Genomic DNA, 19,974 nt, shown 5'->3' with positions numbered 1-19,974 from the left:
CCATTACTTTCGACGGTAGGGACGTCGGCCGATTTCCTCCATGATCTTTTCGCGAAAGGCCTCGGCAGGAGTCCTCCAGCCGAGGCACTTACGGGCGTGTTGTTGAGCTGGTCGCAGAGCTGCTTCCGCTCGAGCTCCGTCATGGCAGCGACGTCACGCTGCCTTGGAAGCCAGCGGCGGAGCCGGCGGTTGGTGTTCTCGACTGTGCCTTTCTGCCAGGGCGAGGAGGGGTCGCAGAACCACGTTTGGGTTCCGAGCTGAGCCTGCAGGTGCGGCCATGAAACGAATTCCGTGCCGCGGTCGAAGGTGATTGACCTGCGGCCCGCCACAGGCAGATCCCGCACCGCCTTCACGATCTCGGTCATGACCGGTTTCGTACGCCTGTTCGCGTTCTTCAGCAGCACAGTGAAGCGGCTGACACGTTCGACGAGAGAGGTCACGTTGGTCTGGCCAAGCGATTGTTTGAACAGCATCAAATCGCCTTCCCAGTGACCGAATTCCCTGCGGTGTGCGACGTCGTCCGGGCGGAACAGGATACTGACATCACGGTCGAATTTTGGCGCGCGGCGCTTGCGGGCTCGGCGCGGACGGCGAGCCCTGCGGTGCTCGGGCAGGTACCACCAGAGCTCCTGCGCCATACCTTCCTTAAAGTAGATGTACCGGTAGATCGTCTCCTGGCAGACCCGGAGCGTCGCACCTTCGTGGATCAAGCGGTTGCCGATCTGCTCGGGGGTCCAGCCGTTCTTGATGCGCTCAACGACCTGATTTCGAAGCTGCGGATGCCGGATCAGCTTGCGCTAGCGGGCGCGCCGATCGGTGGCCTGCCGATGCGCAGCGGCGCCATAGTAGCCATCATAGCCCGGCAGGCACTCATCGCTGAACCAGTTCCGCTTGATCTCGCGGTAAATGGTGGCTTTCGAGCGCTGCAGCACGCGGGCCATCTCCCGAACAGGGACCTTTGCCAGCTTCCAGCGTTCGATCTGGACACGTTCCTTGACGCTCAGTTGCGCGTAAACCGCTCCCATGGCAGACTCTCTCCATTAGATAACCATCTGTTTTCTAATGGGAGTCGCACTTGAGGGTAGCGCGCACCCCTTACACAAATAAATCTGATAGTCAATATTATGTTATATATTGATGCGTGACGGACAAACCCACCCCCACAACACCTCCGAATAATCCCCAACCCCGTTCTTTGTTTCCGGTTGATCGCGGGATACGTAGTGCTGCAAGTGCGCCTGCGCTCGGGGAAGCCACCAGTTGTCGTATGTAGGACGTGGAAGACGGTGATGTAGGCGATCTACTTGCATGACCCTAGGTCAGACCTATTTCAGGACTGCCGAACCGTGCAGAACGCCCGGCGTCCCGTGCCCACCCGTCCCGTCACGACCTCTCAAGACATCGGCAAAGACAGCGGTCGCGCCGGGCCCCGCCACGGGCACCCGGAGCCGGGCGGCGCGGCGCGTTGAAACCGGGGATGCACGCCCTCGCGGTGCCGAGTACGAAGAGAATGACCACATGAAGAAGACCCCTTCCCAGTCCCCGGAAGAACCCGAGGCGCTCGACAGCATCGGCGCACCGCTGCACGTGCATACCGACAGGATCGACGAGGCGATGCACGCGTTCGTCAGCACCGGCGGCACCGTGCACTGGCTCGGCGCCTCGCTGCAGTGCGACGCGCGCCGGCAGCGCTTCGTGATGCAGAGCCACGAGGGCGGCGAGCACAGCGTCTCGCAGCAGGATACCGATTCCGCGCGGCTGCAGGCGCATTGGCGCGCCTTTCTGCAGCGCCACCTGATCGTCGTCGAAGAACTCTACGGCCGCTCTGACTGAGACCCTAGAGGATCCCGCGATCGCTGGCCCGCTTGGGTGTCTTGCCAGTCTAGGTCCAGGCGATGATTGCTTGGCGCTGCCGCGCCCAGCGACCTTCTCCGAGAGCCATTTCCGCGCAATTACCCGGGATGACGCGACCAACGCTTTCGCTGTGCCTCGGCGACTTGCGCGCGGCCTGCGGTGGTTTTGGGTCCTGTCGAGGCACCACCATGAAACCGGCAGCGCCGCTTGCCCGCGACAACCGGCCAGCGACACGCCCCGTCCGCGCGGGTATTCGCGCCGCATCTGGGGCGCTTCGAGGGCGGCAACGGCGTGCCCTGCTTGTCGAGCCCGATTTCATGCATCTTGCGACAAGACGTCTCGGAGCAGTCGTAGCAGGCCAGCGCACGCTTTTTTCCCATGAATTGGGGGTAAGGGCAGATCGGAATGGGCGGAAACTTGAAACGTTCCACGGCTTCTCGGTAGCTCCGCTCCACGGCTTCTTGGTAGCTCCGCTCCAGGTCTTTGAGGTAGCGGTTGAATTTTCTACTCACCGACCAAAACCTTACCAAATGTCAGCATTAGCCTAAGACCCCATGGAAGTTGGGCATGGCGACTGAGGCGCAAGGCGGAGATAGCGACAGAAATTGGTCCATTTGGCCTCGTCGGTCTTCTGCTAGGTGGGGACTTCCGGAACGACGCTGCCCAGCGCGGTCCCGCTCGCTCGTCAGCCATCGTCCTGCCTGTCTCGGTCTCCGTGCAGTCAAGAGCCTAGGTCCCCGACACCGAGGGATCACCCGTCGCTGAGTTGTAGCCATAGGTGCTCCAGGTGGGCCGGTAGTCGTCCTCCGCCTGGTTGCCCCAGACAGTCCAACCTTCACGCCGGCCTCGGCCAAAGAGCTCGAGATAGGGTCCCCAGCTGCACTGCTCGATGATCGGGTACTGCTCGTCCGGTTTGCGGCTGTGTTCGCGTTTGCGCGTCGCTATCAGATCGCCGTCCGGCAAGGGGAGATACTCTTTCGGCGACCCCGGCGGAATAAAGTTCACCTGGCTCCGGGCGGGCGCCAGGGTCCGCACGTTCTTGCCCCGGGTCCCGAAGAGGAGGAGCTCGGTGACATTCCGGAAGTAGAACCCGACACCGCGCCCATCCGGGCCACCGTCTTTGCGCACCTTCTGCCAAACGATGTTGCTGGTGTACTTGAACCCCCAGGCATCGAGAACCTGCAAGCCCTCCGGAAGCAGAGCGTTGGGCACCCAGAGATAGCAATGCGCACGCTCCTCGAGATGCTCTGCCACCGGCAGGGCGCAAATCTCATCCAGATCGAGCGTCGGGTAGCGCGCCAGCCGCTTGTGCTCAGGCGCTACCTTCCCCGTCCGGTTCTGGAAGCGCCAGGGCGGGTCCGCCATGATGCATCCGAAGGTTTGCCCTTCCAGGAAAGCGCGCAGGTCAGCTGCCGCGCTCACGGCTTTGTTCATGTGTCGTACCTTGAGTTCTTTGTGGAGATCGGACTGGGGACGCCGCCCATGGCGGGCGACTGTCCGCTCCGTTCCGATGATGGCTGAGTTGCCGAGCAAGCCAGTCCCTTTTCTCGGCAACCGTGAGTTATCCACAGGCATCTCCTTCAGAGTGAGGCGCTGCGGTACTATCGTTTCTTTCTCTTTCTCTTTTTCTTTCTCTTTTCCTTTCAGGCGGAACGGAAATTCCGGAAAAAATGGAGCGCGACCGTCATAGAAAGCAGAGATACACGGACTATTCCGTGTTCCTCCGTTTCAGTTTCGTGACGTTCCGGGACTTTCTGTGACGGTAACAGAAAGTCTCGGAACGAGAGCCCCCGTTATGGAGACATTTTCAACTGGTAGTCGCTCAGCGCCCGATGAATGAAACCCTCAGTTCGCCGCACCCCGGGATAATGCTCCTCGAGCCATGCGTTGAACGCTTCGAGAAAGCCCGGCACGCGCAGCACTTGCGGTGCTTTGATCCTGTGCTCGATCATGTCGCCTAGGTCTTTCAGGCGCTTCGCATAACGACGCTGCTCCATGTCATCCAAGCTCTTCCGCCGAGAATTCAGCGCCTTGAGAGCGACTTCCTGCACAACTGGATGCGCGTATCTGATTTCGCCATTATCGCAGCGCACAAAGTACCAGTTGTGCAGCGGGGTAATGTCCCGCTTACAAAGCTGCCGCCAGCGATCGAGGCTCACACCTACTGCTTCGGTCAACAGGCGTTCATCCGTCGGCAGCGTCCCCACCGGTGTCTCGTCATGCGCCTCACAGATCAGCTGGAAAGCGTACCAGCCCACCTCGGGCTCCGCCAACCGGCGAAGAACACTCTTCCGCCAACGCTTCAGGTTCCACGAGATGAAGAAATGCGAGTCCAACCGATCACTTGCCGAGATTGGATATTCGGGCAAGTCATCCGTATCGACTGGTCTGGGCATGGGCTGTCCGGGCATCAAATGACCTCGTCGGCGTTGGCGGCGTCACGAAGCGAAGAAAGGCCCACTACGCTTGGATGAGGCATCGCGCAGCATGCGCTCCTTTTCTTCGAATGCCGTGCGGCGGTTGGATCGTGCGCGCAGCCCAGCGCACGAAGATCGCCCCTTTGAACACAGGCCATCAGCCAACAGCCCCATGTGGAGCACACTCGACACTGCTCCTCACAAACGGGGGCGGAAGCAGGATGATCGCAGGAAACGGTCTCAGAATTTTCCATGCTCCGGTACATCCAAGGTAACCCACACCCGCAGCAGACAGACGGATCGGCAGCTCTGTGGTGGTGGCTAGACGTCTTCAAAGGGTGTCTTGTGGCGCGCGGTCCTGCTTTGATTGCGTACGGCATTCGCGCCCAGCGCAGTGTTCCATATGTGTGCGATCCCGGGGGCACCGCTGGGACGCCGAACATCCTTTGAAGGAGCACGAAAGATGGAGCCAACTCCGAAAGCCAGGAGGGTGGGATGCTTCGTCTTGATATCAACTTCTTTTCTCTCGTCTGACGACCGATGCATGCGTCGAGCATAGCTAGGCCAGTCCCGCTTTCGACTGAGAGCGGGGTGTTTGCGTTTTCATTGCGGGTAAAACGGCAGGTCAGCTCGCGCCATATCTGCTTTACGGCTGGCTCGCCAATCTAGGTAAATCTAACAACGTCGTGCCATATTGGGCGCGGCGAGAAGTCCCTAGACTTCGTAAAAATTTGAGTCAACACATTGGATTCATTGTCCATTTGGCCACTAAGAATTAGCTTTCCTCAAAAAAATGGCCATTTGGCCAATGAGTGACCTCAACGCAAAGTGAGAGATGGAGCCCTCCAAAACAGATTGCTTCATATCCTCAGGCAGTTGAGATGAATTCTTTGTCTAGCGTTGAAGATTTATATTTCCCTAGGGGAACTTAGTTCCCTGCGATGCCGGTGAGGATATTTCCACTCGTCCGCCGCCTGATTACGTAACGGAAACTAGGTCAAAATACATTCTTTAGTTGTCTTATGATAAGATGTGTAAACCTGAGGTCGCCATAGGGGAGTGTGGGCAGCCGCTCAGCCCCACCACACCCCGCTCTCCAGCACCCGGCGCAGCACGCCGGTCTGGCCGCGCACGCCCATGCGGGCGAAGACCTGCTTGGAGGTGCTGCGCGCGGTCTCCTGGGTCCAGCCCAGCTCGTCCGCCGCCTCGGCGAGGCTGAGCCCGTCGCAAAGGCAGGCCACCAGCCGCGCCTCGCTGCGGCTGAGCCCGAAGCCGGCGGCGAGCCGGCCCGGCGGCAGGTCGCGCGCCGAAAGCCCGTGGCGCAGCCGGCCGACCAGCTGGGTCTCGCCGCCGAAGCTCTCGGGTGACAAAAAGAGCTCCACCGCCGGCTCGGCCGAGAGCATCACCCGTCCTGGCGCGCCCCCTACCCCATCCCTTGCCGTCCCGTCCCGCGCTGCCGTCGTCAGCGCCTGGCGCAGCGCCTGCGCCGACGGCTCGGAAAGCGACAGCCGCCCGTCCGGGCGCAGCGCGATGCCGGCCAGCGCCTCGAGCTGCGCTGCCAGCCCCTCGGCCATGGCCAGCACCTGCCCCGAGGGCGCGAAGAGCAGCCAGCCCGCCCCCAGCGCCGCCGCCAGCTGCCGGTCGAGCGCGGCGCGGGCCCGCGCCTGCTCGAGCTGCCGCCAGCCGGTGAGCGCGACGCCGAGATAGGGGGTGAGATTGGCCAGCTGCAGCCCGTCGACGGCGCGGAAATCCTCGCCGCGGCGGCGCAGCGCGATCAGCACCCGCGCCTCGCGGCCGATGCGCCAGCGCAGCGCCCGCAGCGGCATCGCGCCGCGACCGTCCACCGCAGCCGGCCCCGCCAATCCGGCCGCCGCCCCGACACCGGGAATGTCCACCTGCGAGTAGACCCGGCCGCTGCGCATGCGCTCGACCACCGCCTCCTCGACCCCCTCCCAGGGCGCGCCGATCTGCCAGCCCTGCACCGGACGCCCCGGCCAGGCGAGGCGCAGCAGCGCGCTCTCGGCATGGGTGGCGGCGGCGAGCCGGGCGAGGAATCCCTGCCACAGCGCCTCCCCCGAGGTCGCCGGGTCCTCGGGGTCGCTGCCCAAGGATGCGGCAAACAGCGCCGCCAGGATCTCGCTTTCGTCCGACATTCGCGATTTCTTCCGGATTTACCCCCCATATGGGGGGTTATTGGCGCGAAACGCAAGGTTAGCTCTCGGGATCAGTACAGTTCTGACCAGAGATTTCCCGATGGACACAAAGACCCTCACCCACCTGCAGCGCCTGGAAGCGGAAAGCATTCACATCCTGCGCGAGGTTGTCGCCGAGGCCGAGAACCCGGTCATGCTCTACAGTGTCGGCAAGGACAGCGCCGTGATGCTGCACCTGGCGAAGAAGGCCTTCTACCCCAGCCCGCCGCCCTTCCCGCTGCTGCATGTCGACACCACCTGGAAGTTCCAGGACATGTACAAGCTGCGCGACAAGGCCGCCAAGGACGCGGGCATGGAGCTGCTGGTCTACCAGAACCCCGAAGCGAAAGAGCGCGGCATCAACCCCTTCGACCACGGCGGGCTGCACACCGACATGTGGAAGACCGAAGGTCTGAAGCAGGCGCTCGACAAGTACGGCTTCGACGTGGCCTTCGGCGGCGCCCGCCGCGACGAGGAGAAATCCCGCGCCAAGGAGCGCGTCTTCTCCTTCCGCTCGGCCAACCACCGCTGGGATCCGAAGAACCAGCGCCCGGAGCTCTGGCGGCTCTACAACGCCCGCAAGACCAAGGGCGAGAGCGTGCGGGTCTTCCCGATCTCGAACTGGACCGAGCTGGACATCTGGCAGTACATCCACCTCGAGAACATCGAGATCGTGCCGCTGTATTTCTCGCAGCCGCGCCCGACGGTGGAGCGCGACGGGCTGCTGCTGATGGTCGATGACGAGCGCTTCCCGCTCAAGGACGGCGAGGAGCCGCAAATGCGCTCGATCCGCTTCCGCACGCTGGGCTGCTACCCGCTGACCGGCGCGGTGGAGAGCGAGGCGCAGACCCTGCCGGAGGTGATCCAGGAAATGCTGCTGACCACCACCTCGGAACGCCAGGGCCGCGCCATCGACCACGACCAGGCCGCCTCGATGGAGAAGAAGAAGCAGGAAGGCTATTTCTGAGCGCCGCGCGCCGGAACCCACCCTCCCCTTCCAGCCCCAGTTTTCAGGGACATGCCATGACCACCCAGGACCCCATCTACAAGACCGACGCGCTGATCGCCGAGGACATCGACGCCTATCTCGAGGCGCACCAGCACAAGACCATGCTGCGCTTCATCACCTGCGGCTCCGTCGATGACGGCAAGTCGACGCTGATCGGCCGGCTGCTCTACGACAGCAAGATGATCTTCGAGGATCAGCTCGCCGCGCTGGAATCGGATTCCAAGCGCTCGGGCACGCAAGGCGAGGAGATCGACTTCGCGCTGCTCGTCGACGGGCTTGCCGCCGAGCGCGAGCAGGGCATCACCATCGACGTCGCCTACCGCTTCTTCGCCACCGAGAAGCGCAAGTTCATCGTCGCCGACACCCCCGGCCACGAGCAGTACACCCGCAACATGGTGACCGGCGCCTCCACCGCCGATCTCGCGGTGATCCTGATCGACGCGCGCAAGGGCGTGCTGACCCAGACCCGCCGCCACAGCTACCTGGTGAAGCTGCTCGGCATCCGCCACGTGGTGCTGGCGGTGAACAAGATGGACCTCGTCGGCTACGAGCAGGAGACCTTCGAGCGCATCGTCGCCGACTACCGCGCCTTCGCCGAGAGCATCGGCATCGAGGAATTCACCGCGATCCCGATCTCGGGCTTCAAGGGCGACAACATCACCGGCCCGAGCCAGAACACCCCCTGGTACGACGGCACCGCGCTCTTGCCGCTGCTGGAAGAGGTCGAGGTCGAGGACAGCCGCGACCAGGCCGGCCCGTTCCGCATGCAGGTGCAATGGGTGAACCGCCCCAACCTCGACTTCCGCGGCTTTGCCGGGCTCATCGCCTCCGGCCAGATCCGCCCGGGCGATCCGGTGCGGGTGCTGCCCTCGGGCAAGACCTCGACCGTGGCGCGCATCGTGTCGCTGGGCGGTGACAAGGATCTCGCCGTGGCGGGCGAGTCGGTCACCATCACCCTCGCCGACGAGATCGACTGCTCGCGCGGACAGGTGATCGTGGCGTCGCAATCGCCGCTCGAGGTCGCCGACCAGTTCGAGAGCACCATCGTCTGGATGGACGAGAACGAGCTGGTGCCGGGCCGTGCCTACTGGCTGAAGATCGGCACGCAGACCGTCTCGGCCACCGTCGCCGAGCCCAAGTACGAGGTCAACGTCAACACCCAGGAGCACCTGGCGAGCAAGACGCTGGATCTCAACGCCATCGGCGTGGCGAACATCACCACCGACCGCGAGATCCCCTTTGCCCCCTATGCCGAGAACCGCGACCTCGGCGGCTTCATCCTGATCGACAAGCTGACCAACCACACGGTCGCCGCGGGCCTGCTGCACTTCGCCCTGCGCCGGGCGCAGAACGTGCATTGGCAGGCCACCGACATCGGCCGTGATCACCACGCCTCGATGAAGCACCAGAAGCCGGCAGTGCTCTGGCTCACCGGCCTCTCGGGCTCGGGCAAGTCGACCATCGCCAATATCGTCGAGAAGAAGCTGGCGCGGATGAACCGCCACACCTTCCTTCTCGATGGCGACAACGTGCGCCACGGGCTGAACAAGGACCTCGGCTTCACCGAGGCCGACCGGGTGGAGAACATCCGCCGCGTCGGCGAGGTGGCCAAGCTGATGACCGACGCCGGTCTCATCGTGATCACCGCCTTCATCTCGCCGTTCCGCTCGGAGCGCGACATGGTGCGCGGCATGATGCAGCCGGGCGAATTCGTCGAGGTCTTCGTCGACACGCCGCTCGAGGTGGCCGAGAGCCGCGACGTGAAGGGGCTCTACGCCAAGGCGCGCTCGGGCCAGCTGAAGAACTTCACCGGCATCGACAGCCCCTACGAGCACCCCGAGTCGCCGGAGCTGCGCATCGACACCACCGAGATGACGCCCGAGGAAGCGGCGGATCTGATCATCGCGCGGCTGATCCCGTAAGGGGCGGCTGCCGCGAAAACCCAAAACGGGCCGCGCAACAGCGCGGCCCGTTTTTCATCTGCCGGCGGGGGCATCCGTGGCAAGGCGGCCAGACCCCCGCCACGGGAGGGACCGGCGGGCGCCCCCCGGCCAGGCGTCTCAGACGGCCGGTTGCTCTCCGGCAAGCTCCCTCAGCTTCTCCTTGCCTCCGAGCGCCACGGTAATGCGGCGGCGCGCATCGGGACGCGCCGCGAAACTCGCGTAGCTCCGTTCCAGCATGACCCGGAGATCGAACTCTGTGCCGGCCCCCTTGGCCGCGCTGCTTCTCCAGCGCGTCTTACAATTGGACAGGGCAAGACGCTCCGCGATCTCCGGGTAGACGGGCCAGATGATGCCCCGCGCGAGGTAGTCTTCAAAGCCCGCCCGGCTCTGCGCGACGAAGCCCGGCTCCCTTCCGGTCACGATCCCCTTGCCCGCCAGCGCCTTGTGCAGGACATCGAAGAGCAGGCGGGTTTGCGGATGGCTCGGGGTGTACATGAAATCCCCGTAGCCCCTCCAGGCTTCGAACTCCTCCTCGAGGTCGACCCCGAAAGGCCGGTAGGAGTCGAGCAGCTGCCGGCGGCTGCCCGCGTAGCTGTCGAAATACCCGAGCGCCTCGAAGTGACGCGCGCAATAGAGCGCCGCCGCCTCCTCGACGCTCTTGCCGGCCACGAAGGCCGCGGCGGCAATTCTGGAATGGATCACGCCGACTCTCGTGGCCGATGTGATGCCCGCCAGCAAGACGCAATCCGGCCTGCCGCCCATGAAGATGAACGAGGGCAGGAGCACCTGCACCGCCGCCTTGTTGAGATGCTTCGGGAACAGCTTCTCGTGGCTCTCGGGAAGGCCGATGAAGACATCCACCTCGGACAGGAACTCCAGGAATTTCTCGTGCCCCGATGCGATCCAGGCGTCGGCCTCGGTCTTCAGGACATAGCGCGTGTCCCAATCCGGAAACAGCGCCGCGAGATAATTGTAATAGGCCTTGGCGTTGCAGTTGGAGACGATGACGGCCTTCATCAGAACCCGACGCTTCTCTCGATTTCCACGTCTTCGCAGATCGCCTCGGCCGCCTCCCCGAACGGGTCTGCCGCGCCCCGGGTTCCGGAGCCCTCGTCGAGGTACAGCTTCTCGAAGAACGTCATGACCTTTTCGATGGCCGCGGGATCGACCTCGCGCAGATTCTCCGGGGCGTAGGCCGTCGCCCCGACATAGGCGTTGGAGATCATCTCGTAGGACGGGAAGTAGAAGACAGCGTCGTGGGCCTGGACCATCTCGCTGCAGATGACGCGCAGCACGGACTTGCTGTGCATGGTCGCCACCAGCACGTGGTCCTCGGTGTAGGTGGCCGTCAGCGGCACCGGCGAGACGGTCAGCAGGACCTTCACATGCGGATTGAGGGCTGTCAGCTTTTCGAGAAAGCTCTCCATCGCCTGGCGGATCTCGGAGAAGCTGTAGTTCTTGAACTCGAAGGCGCGCGCCGCGTCATCCGAGTAGACCCCGGGGCAGATCGGGAAGACGCGGTCTCCGCCGGGGGACACCCAGGCTTCGGTCAGCCCCAGGGTGAAGATCAGGATATCCGCCTGGGAAAAGGCCAGGCGCACCGCCTCGAGATGGCTGCGCCGCGCCTCGAGGACATCCTGCGCCCGCGCGAAGCCGTCCTTTTCCATGTAGGGGCGGTTGATGTCCACGAAGCGGCCGTCGCGCCGCCGTATCGCGCATTCGGGATCGACATCGCCGCTCATGCATTCGTCGAAGATCTGCAGGAGCTGATGCGCGGTATAGATGTTGCCGTAACGCGCCGAGAAGACCGGCTCCCCCTCGCGGAGGGGTTCGGCGGTGTAGAAGCTGATATCGTCCCGCTTGCGCAGGTGGAGGGCGACGTTCTGCGCAAAGCAGCTGCCGGCCGTCATGATCCTGTCGCTCGGAGCGATGTGGAAGACCTTGCTCACACGCGGCTCGATGGCGTCCCTTGCGGCAAAGACCCCGGTCTTCCAGAAGTTCTGGTCGGGCAGGCTCTCGTATGGGTTCGACATGTTTCATGCTCTCCCTGTTGGCGCCGTTTGGCAGGATGTGCCGGCATCAGGATTTCCCGGCATCAGGCTAAACCATCCTTCCTTGTGCACGAAGGTTTTAATCCAGGTTTAATCATCCTGCGGCGTGAAACCGGGACCGAGCGCCCGGTTTTCGGGACCCGGCGTGACCGCCCGGGTGCGCATGTGCGAGATGGTCTCGGCGACATTGGCATGGCCGAAGCCGTTGAATTCCACGCTGTCCCAAGCGTCCAGCTGCCGCACCCGGCCGCTCCCCTTGTCGGCGGGATCGAAGACAAAGGCATCCACCACCGCGCCGCCGTAGACTGCGCCATCCCCCTCCAACCCCTCGGAGTGACCGTCGCTGGCGCGCAGGTTGCTGCTGTCGCGCACCACGGTGCCGCTGAGCAGGTCGGCGAGAAGGTGAAGGCCTCGATCCGCGAGGAGCCGATGGCCTCGACCGAGACCTGTGCCACGCTCTGCCGGCGGCGAAGGTCACCCGGCCGTAGAGCCACCGATAGTCGCGGCCTGTCAAAGCCGTCCCACCGCCCGTTTCGCAGCGAAACATTTGCCGCGGAGGCGCGCTCAGCCGCGTCCCTGAGTCCCGCCGCCCTGCGCCTTCACCCAGCCGAGGAAGGCGGCGTCGGCGCGGCCGAGGCGGGGGCGGCCGGTCTCGTCCCACCAGGCGCGCCAGCGGGCGGCCAGCGCGTGCACGTCCTCGCCCGGGCGCAGCGCGCGGGCGGCGTCGAGCGCCTCCTCCGAGAGCTGCGGGCCGCTGCCGGGGGCGCGCACGGGGCGCAGCCGCTCGATGACGATCATGTCGCCGGGTGCCTCGCGCAGTGCGTAGTCGGGCAGGTTGGCCTCGGCGATCATCTTGCGCAGCGCGGCGCGGAACACCCGCACCGGCGCGGTCGAGCCGGACTTCTTGTGCAGGATGGCGACCGAGACCTGCCAGCTCGCCTGCCGGCCGCAATGCTTGCGCGCCAGCTCGTAGACCCGCCGCTCCAGCGGCTTGCGCAGGCGGAAGTAATCGCGGCTGAGGGTCAGCACCGAGTTCGCCAGCACCGCGCGGTAGAGCCAGTCCGAGAGCGTCACCGTCACCGAGATCATCCGCCCGCCGCGGGCGCGGCGCACGATCTCCCAGCTCTCGATCAGCCCGAAGCCGCGGGTGGTCTCCAGCCCGCCGGTCTCGAGGTTGGTGGTGATGCGCGTGCCGGCGAGCCGCTCGAAGGCTTCCTTGAGCCGCGTGTAGGCATCGCCCGAGGTGTCGCGGTTGGTGGCGACCAGCAGATCATGCGCCTTGATCTGCAGCGTGCGCGAGACCTCGCGCCCGGCGTTGAGCCCGGCCATCAGCTGGCTGACGCAGTAGATCAGGATGTCCTTGTCGTGGATCGTCGCGCGGCCCTTCACCGAGGGGGTGACCTCGATCGTCGCGCCGTTGTGCGCGTAGCTCAGCACCCGCCGGTCGGGCCGGGTCGAGAGCGAGAAGATCGGGTGTTCCATCGAGCCGAGGTCGTCCTTGGGCGCCGGATCGAAGATGTCGCAGACGAAGAAATCCGCCGTGCTGCCCGGCCCGGATTGCCCGGATGATCCGGGGCCACCCCCCTCGGCGGGGTCCTGCCCCGGCCTGTCTGTCGCTGCGCTCATGCGTCTCTGCCCCTACCCTGCCCCCGGGTTTTTCCAGCGTCTTTTCCAGCGGATCTGCGCCCGCCCGCTATCGGGGTTTCAGTGACGCCCAGCCTAGATTTATCCACAGCGCCCGTCCAGCCCGACTTCGGGGGATCGGAGTCGCATTGCCGGGGGATCAGAGTCGGGCAAACGTGGTATCAGAGTCACCTATGTCCAGTGCGACACGATTTTTCACTGTAATATCAGATGTATATCTTTGCCCTTCCGGAGCCGTAACGAATAAACTAACAAAAAATAACAACACATCGGATGCGGCAGCCCCGGAAATCCCGGCCGAGCCCCTGCCCCAACCTCCCGAATCTGCAAAGAAATTCGCCTTGTGTTGAGCTTTTCCTTCCATGTACGACGTTTTTGAGTATCATCAGGAAAACGCCACACATAGAAGGCAGAGCAGGGACATGAAGCCCGAGAGCAAGACCGAGCTCCCCCCCTATTTCAACATCGATCCCGACGCCGCGCTGAGCGCCCTTGGCGGGCCCTTCGAGACCGGCGGCTTTGCCGCCATCTCGCGGGCCTGCGAGGCGGGCCGTGCCGATCTCGCCGGGCGCGGGCTGGAGGAGAACGGCGGGCGCAGCCTGCGGCTCTTCTCGACCTGGGAGATCACCCGCTATCTGATCCCCGTCGCGGTCGGCCATTTCCGCCGGGTGCTGAAGCAGAACCCCGAGCTGCCGCAGGGCCGCTCGGAGACCGAGGGCGGCGCCAAGTGGTTCACCTTCGAGGAGGTGCTGCGGCTGCGCGCGCATTTCGCCGCCGGCGGGTCGAAGACCAAGAACTACCTGCCCTGGCGCCCCGAGGGTCTGCCGGCCAAGATGGTCGCCGTCGCCAACTTCAAGGGTGGCGTCGGCAAGACCTCGACCTGCGCGCATCTGGCGATGTCGGCGGCGCTCGACGGCTACAAGGTGCTGGTGATCGACCTCGACAGCCAGGGCTCGATGACCTCGATCTTCGGCGGCAAGGTCGAGGATGAATGGCAGACGGTCTTCCCGCTGCTGGCGCGCCATTACGCCCGGCACCTGCGCGGCGAGAACCAGCGCCGCATGGACCGGGGCGAGGCGCCGCTGCCGCTCGACGAGACGCTGACCGAGGCGCTGGAGGCGCGGGCGCCCGACCTCGTGCAGAAGACCCACTGGCCGAACATCGATCTCATCGGCGCGCAGCTCAACCTCTACTGGGCCGAGTTCCAGATCCCAGTCTGGCGCATGCAGGCGCGCGGCTGGAAGCTCTGGGACGCGCTGACCGAGAGCCTCGAGGAGGACGGGCTGCTCGATCAGTACGACGTGATCTTCCTCGATACCCCCCCTGCCCTCGGCTACCTGACGATCAACGGGCTCGCCGCCGCCGACATCCTGCTGGTGCCGCTCGGCGCGTCCTTTCTCGAGTTCGACTCCACCGGGCGCTTCTTCGACATGCTGCATTCGACCTTCTCCTCGATCGAGGAGGCGGAGAACATGGCGGCGCGGGCGCTGGGGCGTGACGGCCTGTCGTTCCAGTGGGACGCGGTGCGCGCGGTGATCACCCGCTACGACGGCACCCAGCAGGCCGAGCTGGCGGCGCTGATGCAGGCCTACCTCGGGCCGGTGCTCTCGCCGCACCGGCAGGATTTCACCGCGCTCATCGGCCAGGCCGGCGAACAGGTGCGCGGCATCTACGAGGCGGACTACCGCGACTTCAACCGCGAGACCTACGCCCGCGGCCGCGAGACCTTCGACGCCACCTATGCGGCTCTGAAGCAGCTGCTCCTGGGCAGCTGGCGGCGCGACGAACAGGCTCTGCGGGCGGCCGAATGAGACTCTGTTTCGCAGCGAAACATTTTTCCGCGCGGCGGGGTCACCCCGTCTTAACCATGTTCGGGTCGGCTCTGTGCCGGACCCCTTGCTGACAGGAGCAGACGAATGGCCAAGCGCAAGAGACTGACCCCGCTCGGACCCGCGATCGCCGGCAGTGACGTCGGAGGCGAGATCGGCGCGGAGACCGGCGTCGCCGCCCCCGAGACGAAATCCATGTTCGGCGGCCCCGCGCGGCGGGCGGCGCCGATCGCCGACGTGGCGGCCGGAGCGGCGGCCAGCGCGGCGCTCGAGGAGCTTTCGGAGCGCTGGGAGAGCGCCCGGCGCGAGGGCAAGCTGGTGCTGGAGGTGCCGCTCGAGCAGATCGAGATGAACCACCTGGTGCGCGACCGTGTCGCCGAGGACCCCGAGGAGGCCGAGGCCCTGCGCGAGAGCCTGCGGGCGCGCGGCCAGCAGACCCCGATCGAGGTGGTCGCCCTGCCCGGCCGCGCCGCCTACGGGCTGCTCTCGGGCTGGCGCCGCTGCCGCGCGCTGGCGGCGCTGCACGAGGAAACCGGCGAGGCGCGCTTCGGCACGGTGCTGGCGCTGCTGCGCCGTCCCGAGGACGGGCATGCGGCTTACCTGGCGATGATCGAGGAGAACGAGATCCGCGCCAACCTCAGCCATTACGAACGCGCCCGCATCGTGGTGAAATCCGCCGAGCGCGGCGTCTTCGCCTCCGAGAAGGATGCGCTGGCGACGCTCTTCGGCGCGGTGCCGCGGGCGCGGCGCTCGAAGATCGGCTCCTTCATCGGCATCGTGAAGAGCCTCGACCGGGTGCTGCGCTTCCCCGAGGCGCTGAGCGAGCGTGCCGGGCTCGAGCTGGCGCAGCAGCTGCGCGAGCGGCCGCGGCTGGCGCAGGAGATCGCGCAGGCGCTGAGGGCGGCGCCCGCCGCCGATGCGGCCGCCGAGCGGGCGGTCCTCACCGCCTGCATGAGCGCCGCCCCTGCCCCGCTCGATGAGGCTCGAACCCCTTACACAGAGCCGAAAACCGAGCCGAAATCCGCCCCCGAGACCCTGGCCCGATGGCCGGGTCTGACCCTGCGCCGCAGGGGCTCCCGGCTGGAGCTCGACGGCCCCGCCGCCGACACCGAGCTTGGCGCCGATCTGGCCGCCTGGCTGGCAGCGCGGCTGGAGGGCTGACCTGCCCCTGCCGGGCGCGGATCGCGCGCCCGGCAGGCCGTGCCCGCGGCAGTGTTTCGCAGCGAAACATTTTGCGGCAGGCGGCCGCCGGCGCGCCGCGCCCTGCGTCTTGCCGCAATGACCAACGCGACGTAATCCTAGGGTGTTAGCTCAGGCGGGAGGCGCCATTGCTCGGTCAGCTCAGTCGCATTTTCCGGCGCTACGCGGAGATGAACCTCGCGCTGGATCGTCCCGGCGTCACGCTGACCGACCCGCAGGGCAGGGCCTATGGCGAGATCACCCGCATCGCCCTGCGCCGCCACCGCATCCACGTCGAGGGCTGGGCCGAGGCCGAGCGCGTCGGGCTTTCGGTGAACCGCACCCGCGCCTGGACGGTGCCCGCTGTCATCGACGGCGGCAGCGCGCGGCGCGGCTTTTCGCTCGACATCCCCTGCGAGGCCGGGCCGCTCGACCTGCTGGCCGAACGCGCCGCCGGCCAGCCCGCCAGCCGCCAGAGCCTGCCCGGCTTCTCGCGCGCCGGCCTGCTGCGGGCGCGGCTGCCGCTGGCGCTGCGCTTCGCCCGCAGCCTCGCGGTGCTGGCGCCGTTGATCCACCGCTGGAAGTGGCAGGGCGATCTCGGGGCGCGCGAGACGGTCAAGGAGCGGCTCGGACTGGTGCCGCGCTCGGAGGCGGTGGAGATCGAGGCGGCGCTGCTGCCGGAAACCCCGCCCGCCGCCCCGCCCGAGCGCGCCGCGACGCTGATCCTGCCGGTCTACAATGCCGCCGACCTGCTGCCCGAGACGCTGGCGCGGATCGCCCGGAACTCGGGCGACGCCTGGCGGCTGCTGCTGATCGACGATGCCTCGCCCGACCCCAGGGTGCGACCGCTGCTGCGCGACTGGGCCGCGGGACGTCCGCAGGTCACGCTGCTGGAGAACCCTGCCAACCTCGGCTTCATCGGCACGGTCAACCGCGGCTTCGCCGAGGCGCGGGCGCGCTGGCCCGGAGACCCGGTGGTGCTGGTCAACTCCGACGCCATGGTGCCGCCAGGCTGGCTGCCGCGGCTGCTGGCGCCGCTCGGCGAGCCCGATGTCGCCTCGGTCACGCCGATGTCCAACGACGCCGAGATCTTCACCGTGCCGGTGATCTGCCAGCGCAATGATCTCGCGCCCGGCGACGGCGACGCGCTCGACGCGGCGGCGGCGGGGTTCGACCCGCGCGCCGGTCTCGCCGAGGCGCCCACCGGCGTCGGCTTCTGCATGGCGCTGGCGCCGCGCTTTCTCGCGCAGGTGCCGGAGTTCGACACCACTTTCGGCCGCGGCTACGGCGAGGAGAACGACTGGTGCCGCAAGGTGGCGGCGCTTGGCGGGCGGCATCTCTGCGCGTCCAACCTCTTCGTCGAGCATCGCGGCGGGCAGTCCTTCGGCAATGCCGACAAGCAGCGCCTGCTCGAGCGCAACCTGAGGGTGATCGCTGCGCGCTACCCGGAATATGACGCCGAGGTGCAGGAGTTCATCCGCCGCGACCCGCTGGCCACCGGGCGGCTGGCGCTGGGGTTGGTTCTGGCGGCGCAGAGACAGGCGCAGATGCAGGCCCAGAGTCAGGCGGGCCCGGTGCCGGTCTATCTCGCCCATGCGCTCGGCGGCGGCGCCGAGAGCTACCTGCAGGGGCGCATCGCCCAGGCCACCCGGGCCGGGCAGTCGGCGCTGGTGCTGCGGGTCGGGCAGGGGCACCGCTGGAAGCTGGAACTGCACGGGCCCAGCGGCGCGACCCGCGGGCTGACCAATGATTTTGCGCTGGTGGCGCGGCTGGTGGCGCTGCTGCCCGAGCGCCGCATCGTCTATTCCTGCGGGGTCGGCGCGCGCGATGCCGCGGCGCTGCCCGGGCAGCTGCTGCAGCTGGCGGGGCAGGGCGGCGAGGTGGAGGTGCTGCTGCACGACTTCTTCCCGATCAGCCCCTCCTACACGCTGCTCGGCGACGACGGCGCCTATCACGGCGTGCCGCGGGCCGGGCAGGGAGAGGTTCGGGCACAGAACAGGGCCCAGAACAGGGCACAGGACCGGGTGCACCGCTACCAGGGGCCGGACGGGCGGGTGACGCCGCTGGCCGAATGGCAGGAAAACTGGGGCCGGCTGCTGGCGGCGGCGCGGCGCATCGAGGTCTTCTCCGGCTCCAGCCGCGATATTCTCGCCGAGGCCTACCCGCAGGTGGCGGCGCGCATCGCGGTGGTGCCGCACGCGCTGCCGGCGGTGCCGCCGCGCATCGCGCCGGGGACGGGCGAGGGCGGGGCGCCGGTGATCGGTGTGCTGGGCAATATCGGCGCGCAGAAGGGCGCGGCGCTGCTGCAGGAGATGAGCCGCGCGCTGGCCCGCTCCGGCGCCGCGCGGCTGGTGGTGCTGGGCCAGCTCGACCCGGCCTACGCGCTGGCCGCGCCGAGCCTCGTGCACGGCAGCTACGAGCTGCGCGACCTGCCGGGACTGGTGGCGCGCTACGGGATCTGCGGCTGGCTGATGCCCTCGATCTGGCCCGAGACCTTCTCCTTCACCACCCACGAGATGCTGGCCACCGGCCTGCCGGTGGTGGCCTTCGATCTCGGCGCCCAGGGCGAGGCGGTGGCCCGCGCCGCGGCGCAGGGCGCACCGGCGGCGCTGCTGCCGCTGCGCGGCGATGCAGCGGCCGCGGCACGCGGGACTCTCGCGGCCCTGCGCGACCTGCAGGCGGCCCGGGGAGCGGCATGAAGGGCCCCTAGGGCGCGCCGCCGGTGCCTGTCCCGGTCTCGACGGGCGAGAAGAGGTCCTCGTCCAGCCCCGTGAAGCGCCGGGCGTGGTGGCCCCAGGTCGCGGCCTTGTCGGGCAGTCCGGTGCGGTGGGAGAGCAGCCCCTGGCGGGGCAGGGCGTTGCGGTTGTCGAAGAAGGCCTTTTCAGGCTGGTGCTGCCGGTCTTGTGCTGTCCGCGTGCAGAAAGAGCGTGGGCATGGGGCTCCGGTCGGTCAGGCAGCGGGGCAGGGGCCGCTCAGCGGGTCAGGATCTCGGCGTGGTAGCGCCAGAGCAGCAGCAGCCCGAACACCAGGCTTATCAGGGCGACCGACAGCACGTAGACCGGCGAGACATAGGTGGCGTCATAGGTGGGGTAGAAGCCCTCGCGCATCATTCCGACCACATGCACCAGCGGGTTGTACCACAGGTAGGTGCTGTAGGGTTCGGGAACGGTCTCGAAGAGATAGAAGACCCCGGAGACCAGGAACAGCGGCTTGGTGACGATGCCCCAGGCCTGCTGGGCGAGCGGGAAGCGGGTGAAGACGTAGCAGGTCAGCGTGCCGAGCCCGAGCCCGAGCAGCGCCGCCATGCCGAAGGCCTCGAGGATGCGCGGGAAATCCAGCGTCACCCGCGTCTCGGTGAGGATCATGATGCCGCCCAGGACGATGTAGCTGACCAGCAGCTTGGTCATCACCCCGAGGACGAAGCGCCCGAGGATGGCGTCGAGGAAGGTCACCGTGGGATAGGCGAGCAGCGGCTTGGAGAAGTTCAGCGCGCTGGCGATCTTGCCCTGCAGGTCGCCGTACATGATGAAGGGCATCATGCCGGTGGCGTAGAACATCGCGAAGCTGACCCCCAGCGCCGGGTTGCGCAGGAAGGCCGAGAAGGCCAGAGACAGCATCACGATGCCGCCGATCGGCTCGAGGATGGCCCAGATGTAGCCGCCCGGAGAGCGGCCGTAGCTGGTGGCCATCTCGCGCAGCACCAGCGCCGCCACCGCGCGCGCCCCGGGCAGCGAGCGGCGGGCCGCGACGCTGGGGGTCTGGGCGGGACTCTGGCCGGGACTCTGGGGGGGCGGGGCAAAACCGTCGCTGCTCATGCGGAGCCTCCGGAAAGGGTATCTTGACCTAACGGCATGTA

Annotated in this window: 15 protein-coding genes and 1 pseudogene; 6 read left to right on the top strand and 10 right to left on the bottom strand. The window is 66.6% G+C overall.

Translation table 11 applies throughout. The annotated features are described in order from the left end of the window. Positions 1-3 precede the first annotated feature (3 nt). A pseudogene (locus BM397_RS08235) lies at positions 4-1,025 on the bottom strand (IS30 family transposase). 493 nt (positions 1,026-1,518) lie between these two features. On the opposite strand from BM397_RS08235, the gene BM397_RS08225 reads away from it, so the two are divergent. Continuing rightward, the gene (locus tag BM397_RS08225) at positions 1,519-1,833 is read left to right on the top strand and encodes a hypothetical protein (RefSeq protein ID WP_092430756.1); all 315 of its coding nucleotides are present in this window, start codon (positions 1,519-1,521) and stop codon (positions 1,831-1,833) included. 119 nt (positions 1,834-1,952) lie between these two features. Here the strand turns inward: BM397_RS08225 and BM397_RS29905 are convergent, their stop codons facing one another. The 4 genes from BM397_RS29905 to BM397_RS08205 all read right to left on the bottom strand — a co-directional run bounded on the left by BM397_RS29905 (position 1,953) and on the right by BM397_RS08205 (position 6,424). Then, a complete protein-coding gene (locus BM397_RS29905) occupies positions 1,953-2,177 on the bottom strand; it encodes an HGGxSTG domain-containing protein (protein WP_281241978.1) in 225 nt (74 codons plus the stop codon). A gap of 406 nt (positions 2,178-2,583) precedes the next feature. Further along, positions 2,584-3,288 (bottom strand): MT-A70 family methyltransferase, encoded by a 705-nt coding sequence (locus BM397_RS08215; protein ID WP_092430760.1) that lies wholly within the window; start codon positions 3,286-3,288, stop codon positions 2,584-2,586. Positions 3,289-3,647: 359 nt separating this feature from the next. Then, a complete protein-coding gene (locus BM397_RS08210; protein ID WP_245696253.1) occupies positions 3,648-4,250 on the bottom strand; it encodes a hypothetical protein in 603 nt (200 codons plus the stop codon). Positions 4,251-5,344: 1,094 nt separating this feature from the next. After that, on the bottom strand, positions 5,345-6,424 hold the full coding sequence (locus BM397_RS08205; protein WP_092430764.1) for a helix-turn-helix transcriptional regulator: 1,080 nt from the start codon (positions 6,422-6,424) through the stop codon (positions 5,345-5,347). A 100-nt stretch (positions 6,425-6,524) separates the two neighbouring features. Here BM397_RS08205 and cysD point away from each other — a divergent pair, with 100 nt between their 5' ends. Both cysD and cysN read left to right on the top strand, forming a co-directional pair. Continuing rightward, positions 6,525-7,430, top strand: a complete 906-nt coding sequence (gene cysD, locus BM397_RS08200; RefSeq protein ID WP_092430766.1) for a sulfate adenylyltransferase subunit CysD — start codon at positions 6,525-6,527, stop codon at positions 7,428-7,430. A gap of 56 nt (positions 7,431-7,486) precedes the next feature. Next, entirely contained in the window at positions 7,487-9,394 is a 1,908-nt protein-coding gene (gene cysN / locus BM397_RS08195; protein ID WP_092430768.1) for a sulfate adenylyltransferase subunit CysN, read from the top strand. 138 nt (positions 9,395-9,532) lie between these two features. Here cysN and BM397_RS08190 read toward each other — a convergent pair whose 3' ends face one another. The 4 genes from BM397_RS08190 to BM397_RS08175 all read right to left on the bottom strand — a co-directional run bounded on the left by BM397_RS08190 (position 9,533) and on the right by BM397_RS08175 (position 13,092). Next, positions 9,533-10,432, bottom strand: a complete 900-nt coding sequence (locus BM397_RS08190) for a WcbI family polysaccharide biosynthesis putative acetyltransferase (protein ID WP_092430770.1) — start codon at positions 10,430-10,432, stop codon at positions 9,533-9,535. Next, entirely contained in the window at positions 10,432-11,448 is a 1,017-nt protein-coding gene (locus tag BM397_RS08185) for a GSCFA domain-containing protein (RefSeq protein ID WP_092430772.1), read from the bottom strand. Before BM397_RS08185 ends, BM397_RS08190 begins: the two co-directional genes overlap by 1 nt. A 108-nt stretch (positions 11,449-11,556) precedes the next feature. Beyond that, complete coding sequence (locus BM397_RS08180; RefSeq protein ID WP_092567377.1) at positions 11,557-11,838, bottom strand: hypothetical protein; 282 nt, start codon at positions 11,836-11,838, stop codon at positions 11,557-11,559. A 192-nt stretch (positions 11,839-12,030) separates the two neighbouring features. Continuing rightward, complete coding sequence (locus tag BM397_RS08175; RefSeq protein ID WP_092430776.1) at positions 12,031-13,092, bottom strand: replication initiator protein A; 1,062 nt, start codon at positions 13,090-13,092, stop codon at positions 12,031-12,033. A 440-nt stretch (positions 13,093-13,532) separates the two neighbouring features. On the opposite strand from BM397_RS08175, the gene BM397_RS08170 reads away from it, so the two are divergent. The 3 genes from BM397_RS08170 (at position 13,533) to BM397_RS08160 (ending at position 18,817) form a co-directional block, all read left to right on the top strand. Next, complete coding sequence (locus BM397_RS08170; protein WP_092430778.1) at positions 13,533-14,921, top strand: AAA family ATPase; 1,389 nt, start codon at positions 13,533-13,535, stop codon at positions 14,919-14,921. Positions 14,922-15,026: 105 nt separating this feature from the next. Then, positions 15,027-16,100 carry a ParB/RepB/Spo0J family partition protein gene (locus tag BM397_RS08165; protein WP_092430780.1) on the top strand — a complete coding sequence of 358 codons (1,074 nt, stop codon included), beginning with the start codon at positions 15,027-15,029 and terminating at the stop codon, positions 16,098-16,100. A gap of 167 nt (positions 16,101-16,267) precedes the next feature. Then, positions 16,268-18,817 carry a glycosyltransferase gene (locus BM397_RS08160; RefSeq protein ID WP_092430782.1) on the top strand — a complete coding sequence of 850 codons (2,550 nt, stop codon included), beginning with the start codon at positions 16,268-16,270 and terminating at the stop codon, positions 18,815-18,817. 273 nt (positions 18,818-19,090) lie between these two features. On the opposite strand, the gene BM397_RS08155 is transcribed toward BM397_RS08160, so the two are convergent. Continuing rightward, entirely contained in the window at positions 19,091-19,933 is an 843-nt protein-coding gene (locus BM397_RS08155; RefSeq protein ID WP_092430784.1) for an ABC transporter permease, read from the bottom strand. Between the last annotated feature and the right edge of the window lie 41 nt (positions 19,934-19,974).

The organism is Alloyangia pacifica (assembly GCF_900116195.1).
Lineage (GTDB): Bacteria > Pseudomonadota > Alphaproteobacteria > Rhodobacterales > Rhodobacteraceae > Salipiger > Salipiger pacificus.
The sequence above is the reverse complement of the archived record's forward strand: the minus strand, read 5'-3'. Positions and strand labels throughout refer to the sequence as shown.